At 41.4% G+C, this 9,672-nt stretch carries 8 protein-coding genes and 1 pseudogene; 3 read left to right on the top strand and 6 right to left on the bottom strand.

All coding sequences use genetic code 11. The features are described from left to right. Positions 1 to 173: 173 nt before the first annotated feature. The 5 genes from gatB to alaS all read right to left on the bottom strand — a co-directional run bounded on the left by gatB (position 174) and on the right by alaS (position 5,726). Positions 174 to 1,652, bottom strand: a complete 1,479-nt coding sequence (gene gatB / locus IQ264_RS29440) for an Asp-tRNA(Asn)/Glu-tRNA(Gln) amidotransferase subunit GatB (RefSeq protein ID WP_193985720.1) — start codon at positions 1,650 to 1,652, stop codon at positions 174 to 176. Positions 1,653 to 1,823: 171 nt separating this feature from the next. Further along, positions 1,824 to 2,240 carry a zf-TFIIB domain-containing protein gene (locus IQ264_RS29435; protein ID WP_193985718.1) on the bottom strand — a complete coding sequence of 139 codons (417 nt, stop codon included), beginning with the start codon at positions 2,238 to 2,240 and terminating at the stop codon, positions 1,824 to 1,826. A gap of 16 nt (positions 2,241 to 2,256) precedes the next feature. Further along, on the bottom strand, positions 2,257 to 2,649 hold the full coding sequence (locus IQ264_RS29430) for a VanZ family protein (RefSeq protein ID WP_193985716.1): 393 nt from the start codon (positions 2,647 to 2,649) through the stop codon (positions 2,257 to 2,259). Positions 2,650 to 2,771: 122 nt separating this feature from the next. Further along, on the bottom strand, positions 2,772 to 2,873 hold the full coding sequence (locus IQ264_RS33960; protein WP_228061911.1) for an adenylate/guanylate cyclase domain-containing protein: 102 nt from the start codon (positions 2,871 to 2,873) through the stop codon (positions 2,772 to 2,774). A 216-nt stretch (positions 2,874 to 3,089) separates the two neighbouring features. Continuing rightward, a complete protein-coding gene (alaS, locus tag IQ264_RS29425; protein ID WP_193985714.1) occupies positions 3,090 to 5,726 on the bottom strand; it encodes an alanine--tRNA ligase in 2,637 nt (878 codons plus the stop codon). Between the two features lie 838 nt (positions 5,727 to 6,564). On the opposite strand from alaS, the gene IQ264_RS33955 reads away from it, so the two are divergent. The 3 genes from IQ264_RS33955 (at position 6,565) to IQ264_RS29410 (ending at position 8,809) form a co-directional block, all read left to right on the top strand. After that, positions 6,565 to 6,729, top strand: a complete 165-nt coding sequence (locus tag IQ264_RS33955) for a zinc ribbon domain-containing protein (RefSeq protein WP_193985712.1) — start codon at positions 6,565 to 6,567, stop codon at positions 6,727 to 6,729. Positions 6,730 to 7,178: 449 nt separating this feature from the next. Continuing rightward, positions 7,179 to 8,252, top strand: coding sequence for a WGxxGxxG-CTERM domain-containing protein (locus IQ264_RS29415; protein ID WP_193985711.1), 1,074 nt, complete (start codon positions 7,179 to 7,181; stop codon positions 8,250 to 8,252). An 86-nt stretch (positions 8,253 to 8,338) separates the two neighbouring features. After that, the gene (locus tag IQ264_RS29410; protein WP_193985709.1) at positions 8,339 to 8,809 is read left to right on the top strand and encodes a hypothetical protein; all 471 of its coding nucleotides are present in this window, start codon (positions 8,339 to 8,341) and stop codon (positions 8,807 to 8,809) included. Between the two features lie 202 nt (positions 8,810 to 9,011). Here IQ264_RS29410 and IQ264_RS29405 read toward each other — a convergent pair. Next, positions 9,012 to 9,672, bottom strand: a pseudogene (locus IQ264_RS29405) (cobyrinate a,c-diamide synthase); the annotation flags it as partial.

The following is a 9,672-nucleotide window of genomic DNA, read 5'->3' as shown; positions in this document are numbered from 1 at the left end:
CTCCCCCCCACCTCCCCTGCCTTTGCCAAAAAAAAAGGGGAGCCGCTTGGATAACGACTCTCCCGATCATCAGGGTGCATCTACTTACATCAATATACCATCCTGGGTATGAGGGGTGACACCCCTTTTTTAAGAATTTTATGAAGTTTGGTGGGTTTTTCGTAAAGAAGTTGTCAAGATTGCAACTTCTTGGCTAGGAGTTGGTTGGTGAGTTGGGGGTCAGCCCGACCGTTCGTTTCTTTCATCATTTGTCCGACGAAGAAGCCGAGTAGTTTGGTTTTGCCGTTGCGATATTGTTCTAACTCTTTGGGATTGGCGGCGAGGATTTTGTCGATTAAGGATTCTAAAACCGCAGGATCGGAGATTAATCCCTTATCTTTGACCATTTCCTTAACTGAACCGCCTTTAGTGAGCAGTTCTGGCAGAATTTCTTTGGCAATCTTGCCGCTAATGGTTTTGTCTTCGATTAAGGAGATGAGTTCAGCAAGGGTATCTGGTTTGAGGGCAATTTCAGTAATACTGAGTTTTTCATTGTTCAGGTAGGCCGTAATATCACCCATTACCCAGTTTGCCGCTTGTTTGGGGCTAGCACCATTAGCGATCGCAGCTTCAAAATATTCGGCGACGGCGCGATCGTCTGTCAACACCCTTGCATCGTAGGCGGAAAGTCCCAATTCACTTTCGTAACGGTGGCGTTTGGCGGCTGGCAATTCGGGTAATTCTTCTTTCCAGTTTTGCTTTTGTTCCGCAGAAACTTCTATTGGTGCCAGATCGGGTTCGGGGAAGTAGCGATAGTCGCTGGAACCTTCTTTGATCCGCATACTAACGGTTCTTTGACTTCCTTCTTCCCAGAGGCGAGTTTCTTGAACTATTTTTTCTCCGGCTTCGAGTGCAGCTGTTTGGCGTTCAATTTCATAATCGATCGCCCTTTGAATCGCACTAAAGGAGTTCATATTTTTAATTTCTACTTTAGTGCCAAATTCTTTTTGCCCAACTGGACGCACAGAAACGTTAACATCACAACGCAAGGAACCTTCTTGCATATTCCCGTCGCTGACACCGAGATAACGCATGATTCGTCGTAGTTCTTGAGCATATTCCGCTGCTTCTTGTCCCGATCGCATATCTGGTTCGGAGACAATTTCTAACAAAGGAACGCCTGTGCGGTTGAAGTCAACTAAGGAATAGGTAGAACCAGAAAGGCGATCGCTTCCTGCGTGAACCAACTTACCTGCATCTTCTTCCATGTGCAGACGAGTAATACCAATCTTTTTCCGAGTGGCGTTACCTTCTTCATCTACTAACTCAATTTCTAGCCAACCATGTTCACAAATTGGCAAGTCATATTGAGATATTTGATAATTCTTTGGTAAGTCAGGATAGAAGTATTGTTTGCGATCGAACTTGCTATAGGAAGCAATTTCCGCATTCAGGGCTAAACCAGCTTTTACGGCATATTCCAGCACCTTTTGATTTAGTACTGGTAATACTCCTGGCATCCCCATACAAATAGGACAAACATTTTCGTTGGGTGCTGCACCAAATTTGGTAGAGCAATTACAGAAAATTTTGGTGGCAGTACTCAGTTGACAATGGGTTTCTAAACCAATGATAGCTTCGTACTTAGTTTTAGCTGGAGCAGCTGTAGTCATGGTTGAATAAATTGCAGCTTTCTTGAGAATTGGCTTCTATTTTAACCTTTGTGTCCTCATAATGATAATCGGTTTCCCGCAATTTCTTCGCCTTATTAGCACGAACAATTTTTGCCTCTGCTACCAGCTAACTGAGTAAGTGCGCTAATTTTTTTAGAAAAATTACACTATTTATCTTCCTATATATTTACTAACAATATCGGCAATATATTGTTCTGTGACTATTTCCTTCTCCATTTCGGAACTAAACAGACTGCGAATTGCCGCTAATTCTCCTGCATCTAACCAAAAACCTGCACAACTTGGGCATTCATCAACTAACACCTCTCTTTTGATGCTGTAATAATGTCGCATCATCGGGATACCTGAACACTTAGGACAATACCTTCTCACATTAGGATTAACTTCCACTTCTGGACTTTTTTTAATATTTAGTAGGCTTTCTCCCTCTGCTTCTTCCAAGTTATCAACCTTTGGCAATTCAAACCGATCGAACCAAATACCCCCACAGCCACCTTCGCAAGCATCAACGATGATATTTCCAGCTAATTTCTGACTTAACTCGTTGCCACAAGCAGGACATTTCATATATTTACTCTCCTGACTAACTCTTTAATTTTACCCTTTCTGCTAAAAAGTAAAATAATATAATTCCAGCCAAGTCAGCGAGTAAGTTAATAATACTAGAGCTTGGCTTGGCAGAAAGTGTTTGGAGTATTTCATCTAATGTACAACACATAGCTATGATTAATGGTGCTTGGGGAAAAAAGATTCCAAATACCATTACATAGCGTTTATTTAGGGATAGATGGCTCAAAAATGTAGCAAACCCTATGAGGAAAAACTCTATCAATGTCTTGGCAAAAGGTATACCTTTTAATAGATATAAAAAATTTTTTAAATAAGCAGAATTAGAAATAAAAATTAAAATTCCTAAATATAAGCAGCAAGCGAAAATCCAAATTTTTTTTGATGATTTTATCTTGGAAAAGTTCATAATTGCTGAGTCTGCGATAATCTTAACAAAAACTACAAAGGCAACTCAGCTAGATCAGGAATTTAGCTGAATTTTATCAAACATGACTGTAGTTATCCACCCGATCGGGCAGATAGTGAAGATCACCCTATAGTCTTAATATTTTCTAATTTATCTCTTGTCGTCAATCTATCAAAATCCATATATATCTGATTAAGATAGGGGACAAGGAGACAAGGAGACAAGGAGACAAGGGGACAAGGGGACTCTGTACGGGCGGGTTTAGTAGACAACCTTTGCAACAAACAGACAATCTTTGGGTTCTCACCCGCCCGTACAACTCAAAACTCGATCGGGATTTAGAAGATTTCAGGATTGAGAGGATTTACAGATTGACTAATCCCGTTCATCCTCTAAATCAAATAATCTTGGTCAAACTTCCCCAGTCCCCAAGTACAGATTTATAATCCTTCTCGTAACTGTTTACGAGCAGTTTCTAAAGCTTCTTTTAATTTTGTAGCATCTCTTCCACCTGCTTGAGCTAAATTTGGTCTGCCACCGCCACCGCCACCGCAAATTTTAGCGATTTGTCCGATAAATTTGCCAGCTTGTAAGCCTTTTTTATTGACTTTTGGACTAAAAAATGCTACAAAATTCACCTTTTGGGGTTCAGGACTGGAAGCTAAAATTACAGCTGCTTCGCCTAATTTTTGCTGTAGTCTTTCGGCGGCAGTTTTTAATGATTCAGCGTCAACATTTGGCAGTTCAGCTACTAGAATTTGAAATTCGCCAACTGTTTCCGCTTGGGAAAGTAATTGATCGGATTTGGTAATAGCTAATTCGCCTTTTAAGGTTTCTAATTCCTTTTGATTTGCTTTGAGTTCGTTTTGTAAGTTGGTGATTCTTTCGGGAATTTCTTCGGGTTTTGCTTTAAAGCGATCGCTCAATTCTCGCACTACCTTATCCCGCAGATTCAAGTATTCTAACACTGCTGGCCCTGCGACGGCTTCAATGCGTCTAATTCCCGCAGCAACACCTGTTTCTGAGATGATTTTAAACACCCCAATTTCGGCGGTATTATTCACATGAGTTCCGCCGCAAAGTTCCATCGAAACTCCAAAATCTAACACCCTGACTTCTTCACCATATTTTTCCCCAAACATGGCGATCGCACCTTTAGCTTTAGCTTCTGCTAAGGGCAAAACTTCCACAACTCCGGCGTGTGCTTCTGCGATCCAAGTATTAACTAATTCCTCAACTTGTTGGATTTCTTCTGGAGTTAAAGCACGCGGACAATTGAAGTCGAAACGCAAGCGATCGAATGCTACCAAAGAACCCGCTTGCGAGATAGAATCATCGACAATTTTCTTCAATGCTGCTTGTAACAAATGGGTAGCACTGTGATTAGCTTGCACGCGCCGACGACAAGATCGATCGATTTGCGCGTTGACGCTATCTCCTACTCGTAAATTACCTCTTTCGATGCGCCCAAAATGGACAAAGAAATCTGATTCTTTTTTCACATCATGAATGCTAACTATAGAACCATAGCCGCTAATTGTACCGCGATCGCCAATTTGTCCGCCAGATTCAGCATAAAATGGAGTTCGATCCAGTACTATTTGTACTTCTGTTCCTGCTTCCACTTCTTCCACAGATTCGCCATTAATTAGAATTGCTTCGATTTTGGCATTAGCTACCGCTTCGGTATAACCTAAAAACTGAGTAGCATGGATATTTTCAGCTAATTTATCCAGAGAACCTTGTACAGTTAAGTCTATAGTTTCGTGGGCAGATTGCGATCGCGTTGTTTGTTCCTTCATCGCCGCTTCATAGCCCACCAAATCTACCGTTAATCCCTCTTCTTCAGCAATTTCTTGGGTGAGTTCTAAAGGAAAACCGTAAGTATCGTAAAGGGTGAAAGCATCATTTCCAGGAATTTCCGTTTTCCCAGATTGCTTAACTCTTGTAATAGTTTCTTCCAGCAGTTTTTCGCCTCTTGCCAAAGTTTTTAAGAAGCGATTTTCTTCCCTTTGTAATTCAGCTTTAATTGTTGTTTCTCTTTGGCGGACATTGGGATAAGCTGATTCGGAAAGATCGATCGCAGTTTCCGCAACTTTCGGAGTAAATTCTTCTGAAATCCCAATCAATCTACCATGACGCACTACCCGACGAATTAACCGTCGCAAAACATAACCGCGCCCGATATTTGATGCCCGAATTTCATCAGTAATCATGTGCACAACTGAACGGACATGATCGCCTATTACTTTTAAAGAAACCTTGGTTTTTTCATCAGCTTTAGCGTAATCAATTCCAGCAATTTCCGCCGCAGTTTTGATAATCGGCAAAATCAAATCTGTCTCGTAATTATTAGGAACACCTTGGAGGATTTGCGCCATCCGTTCCAATCCCATTCCGGTGTCAATATTCTTGCTTTTTAGAGGAGTTAAATTTCCCTCAGCATCCTGGTTATATTGCATAAAAACCAGGTTATAAAATTCAATAAACCGAGAATCGTCGTTTAAATCGATCTCGTCGTCGCCCCGTTCGGGATGGAAATCGTAATATAATTCTGAACAAGGGCCGCAGGGACCAGTTGGGCCTGAATTCCAAAAGTTATCATCTGCACCCATGCGTTTAATTCGCTTTTCTGGTACTCCTATTCGATCGCGCCAAATTGCCAAAGCTTCGTCATCTTCCTCGAAGACGCTAACAGCAATACGTTCTTTGGGTAAACCAAAAATTTTTGTAGAGAGTTCCCACGCATAAGCGATCGCAATTTCTTTAAAATAATCTCCAAAGCTAAAATTACCCAGCATCTCAAAAAAAGTATGATGCCTTGCGGTACGCCCGACATTTTCAATATCGTTAGTGCGAATACACTTTTGCGATGTGGTGGCGCGAGGAAATTCGGGAGTTCTCTGTCCCAAAAAAATCGGCTTAAATGGTAGCATCCCAGCAATAGTTAACAAAACAGTGGGATCTTCCGGGACTAAAGAGGCGCTAGGCAAAATTTGATGTCCTTTTTCGGCAAAGAAGTCGAGGAATTTTTGTCGAATTTCGCTACCGCTAAGATATGGGAGAGATGCAGGCATGAGTCTGTCTAATTGTACTTGGTGATAGGGGGCTAAGGGTGACAGGCAAGATGCCTGTCCTACGAGACTGGGGACTGAGAACAGGGAAAGTTTGACCAAGATTATTTTATTTACAGGATGAACGGGATTAGTCAATCTGCAAATCTGCTCAATCCTGAAATCTTGTAAATCGCGATCGAGTTTTGAGTTATTTCCCCATACTACTCAGTTTTCAATCTCCAAACCCCCATTGTAACTATATTTTGCCTTTTATTTCCGCCCCCTTGGGAGCAGGGGGGCAGGGGCGCAAATTATTGAAAACTTATCCTAATTCCTTTTTACCTTTCTTCCCTTCTGCCTTCTGCCTTCTGCCTTTCCCCTATTTGTTAACACTATTTGCTAAAAACTAAGTAGTGTAAAAACACATTAAATTAAGTAAACTAGCCTTCACCGCCAAGGTTATCTATGCTAATTTAAAGATGGACACCGAAAGGAACAATAAATCAACAAAAAAACAAACGGTTCGGTCGCGGTGTCTCCTGACAGGAACCAAATTGCAGTTATCAAGGCATAGCTTAAAGAAGTGGCAAAACGCTCTTTTGTAGAGCAGTGCCAAACCCGGATCAGGAAAGACCAATCTATGCGAAGGCCGTGGTATTCCAACTGCAATTACGATTGTCCACCTTAGTTGTTTACCGTTTATCTTCGTCCTACTTTTTGACGATTAACACTTGAAAATTTTGCTCATTTTTTCCGAACGTGCCTAGTCCCATTGACTAGGCATTGTTGTGTTTGTGGGTAGGGAATTTAGAGTAACTATAATTAAATTAGTATTTGAGAGTTTTGGTATAAGTTTTAGGTGGGAAATAATTGTCAATTTCCATATTGCAAGACTTGTGGATTTAGAACTCATGCTGATATAAACGCTGCAACTAATATTTTAAAGATGATTACATATTTAGAATTAGCGATCGCTCTAGAGGTGCTAACCTGGAGATGCTCAATTGAGGAAAACGGTCATTAAGCAAGCCCGATTTGGCAGGAAAGGGGAAACGCTCCTGAAACGGAGATATTAATATAAAGCAAATAATACTAAATTATGATAAAAGTTTTTCTGTCATTGGACATAGATAAAGTAAACAAGTATACCTGTTCTTTCGATAGAAGTTTAGAGGCAAACTATTAGTTATTGTGCTTATTAGGTTAGTCAACGTACAGATAACATTTCAGTGGGTTAATAATGGCAGAAGTAAGAAATTAGTATTTCAACCTAATCATCTACCAAAAGTGTTAAGTAGCAAGGTGATGGAAGACAGACTGAGGAATATTAAGTAAAAACATAATTCCTCTGAAGTTAGATAAATGGCTTGATTAGGTCTAATCAATTCTGGTTCAAATAAATGTGATTTAAAAAACACCATTTTTATATACCAAGAACTTGCAGAGATTTAGGAAATTAGAGGAACCTTTACTATGAAGTCTTTTGACTTGTCTAAAGTTGTTTGGGCTAGTGTTTTCGCTGTGAATTTAGTGACTCTTCCCCTAAGTTTACCTAGTTCTGCTCAAACTGGTGGAACTGGAACGGGTACTGGAACTGGTACAACTGGTGGAACTGGTACTGGTACAACAGGCGGTACTGGTACAACTGGAACGGGATTGGGAACTGGTACGACAGGCGGTACTGGAACGGGATTAGGTACTGGTACAACTGGAACGGGAACTGGTACAGGATTGGGTACTGGTACAACTGGAACGGGAACTGGTACGACAGGCGGTACTGGAACGGGACTGGGTACTGGTACAACTGACGGTACTGGTACAGGATTGGGTACTGGTACGACAGGTACAGGATTAGGAACTGGTACAACAGGCGGTACTGGTACAACTGGAACGGGAACTGGTACGACAGGCGGTACTGGAACGGGACTGGGTACTGGTACGACTGACGGTACTGGTACGACAGGCGGTACTAGTACAGGACTGGGTACTGGTACAACAGGCGGTACTGGTACAACTGGAACGGAAACTGGTACGACAGGCGGTACTGGAACGGGACTGGGTACTGGTACAACTGGAACGGGGACGGGAACGGGAACTGGTACGACAGGCGGTACTGGAATGGGACTGGGTACTGGTACGACTGACGGTACTGGTACAGGACTGGGTACTGGGACGACTGGTACGGGAACTGGTACAACTAGTACGGGAACTGGAGTTGATACGACAGGCGGTACTGGTGCAGGACTGGGTACTGGGACGACTGGTACGGGAACTGGAGTTGATGCGACTGACGGTACTGGTACAACTGGCACAGGAAATGGAGTTGGTACGACTGACGCTACTGGTACTACTAGTACTGGTACGACTTCAGGTGCGGTTGGTTCCCAGCAAGTTAGTGCTGCCCAAAGCGATCGCAATTCCCATTCCAATTGGGGCTTACTAGGTTTGGTTGGTCTAGCTGGTCTAGCTGGTTTATTCCGCAAACCCAAAGAGACTGTGCCTTACCGCGAACCTAACCCAGCAAGTACCACTAAAGACAGATTTTAGTTTTGCAGAGTTTTTGATTTGAGAATTTGATTCTCAGGAAAGCTGACATTTCTACAATTTTCTTTTTTCTTCGGAGATGAAGGACAATGAATTTAATTAACAAGTTGGCTGGTTTTTTAGGAGTTGTGGGAATTAGTTCTTTACTTACTCTTCCCGGATTTGCAGAAGTAAATCTCCACAAATCTGCTAATAACTCTTTGTTACTCGCACAAAATTCTCCTGGTCAATCTACTTCTAATCCCATCAACGATCGAGGTTCTGCTGGTTCAACTGGTGTAAATGCTGTTGATGATCCTTGCCTCAATGGTACAAACAACAATCTAGGAAGTTCTTCTAGTAGTAGTAACTCTAGAAATTCTTCTACTACTGCTAGTCGCAGAAATTCTTCGGGAAGTTCATCTTATCCTTCAGGAGACGATCAAAGCATAACAGCTCAGAACCAAAGATGTCTCGATCAAGAGCGTAATAATTCTTCCAATGATTCTACTACCACTCCTGGAATGAGAAATACACCAGGCAGTTCTACTACTGTTCCAGGTTCCACAACTTCACCATAATCTGCTGTAAAAGCACTTATCCTAGTTAGTTTACCAAGATCAAATAGCTTTGAGTAATGACTTTAGTCCTTGATTCTACTAAATTGAGAGACTAAAGTCTTTAACTATGTTGAGGTTTTTCAGTTCAATGTCCTCTTTCTGAGTCTTGCAAAGATATATATAAGTACGGATGTTTTTTATTAACTGCGTTTATCTGCGGTTTTTAAATACCATTTAATCTGCATTGCAGCAAAAATCTTGTGGGAATTTCTGGATGATTACCAAAATGCAAGTGAATGTATGAAGCATGAATGTTATACAAGTTCCATCCTTCTTCATTTACTAAGTTAGCAGAAAAGCCATTAATTTTAAACAAGGGTTTCGCTGGAGTTTTAGATAAGCTGGAACGATGAAATTCATGCCCCCAAACGATCGCGCCAGCAGCTAATATTGGGCTATCCTGCAATGCTGTTGCTTGGCGATATCCTAATGTTAAACGGGAACCCATTTCTGCTTTTGTGGGTAAAAGTCCTAACATCGGGTAACAGTTTCCTGAAAAAGCTATTATTTCCTCGCATAAGTACATTAAACCCCCGCATTCTGCATAAGTTGGAGTTCCTGTCAAAATCGCTTTTTTAACTGCTTCTCTAATAGGAAAATTATCACTTAATTCTTGGGCAAAAACTTCGGGAAAACCACCTCCAAAATAAAATCCTTGCACATTTTTGGGCAAAGTAGTATCATTAAGAGGACTCCAAAATACTAATTCTGCACCTAAGTTTTCTAGTAAATCTAGGTTGTCTTGATAATAGAAATTAAATGCTTTGTCTTGTGCGATCGCAATTCTTACAGGGGATTGGGGACTGGGGACTGGGGACTGGTAA

Source organism: [Phormidium] sp. LEGE 05292 (assembly GCF_015207735.1).
In the GTDB taxonomy this organism is placed as follows: Bacteria; Cyanobacteriota; Cyanobacteriia; order Cyanobacteriales; family Aerosakkonemataceae; genus Floridanema.
The sequence above is the reverse complement of the archived record's forward strand: the minus strand, read 5'-3'. Positions and strand labels throughout refer to the sequence as shown.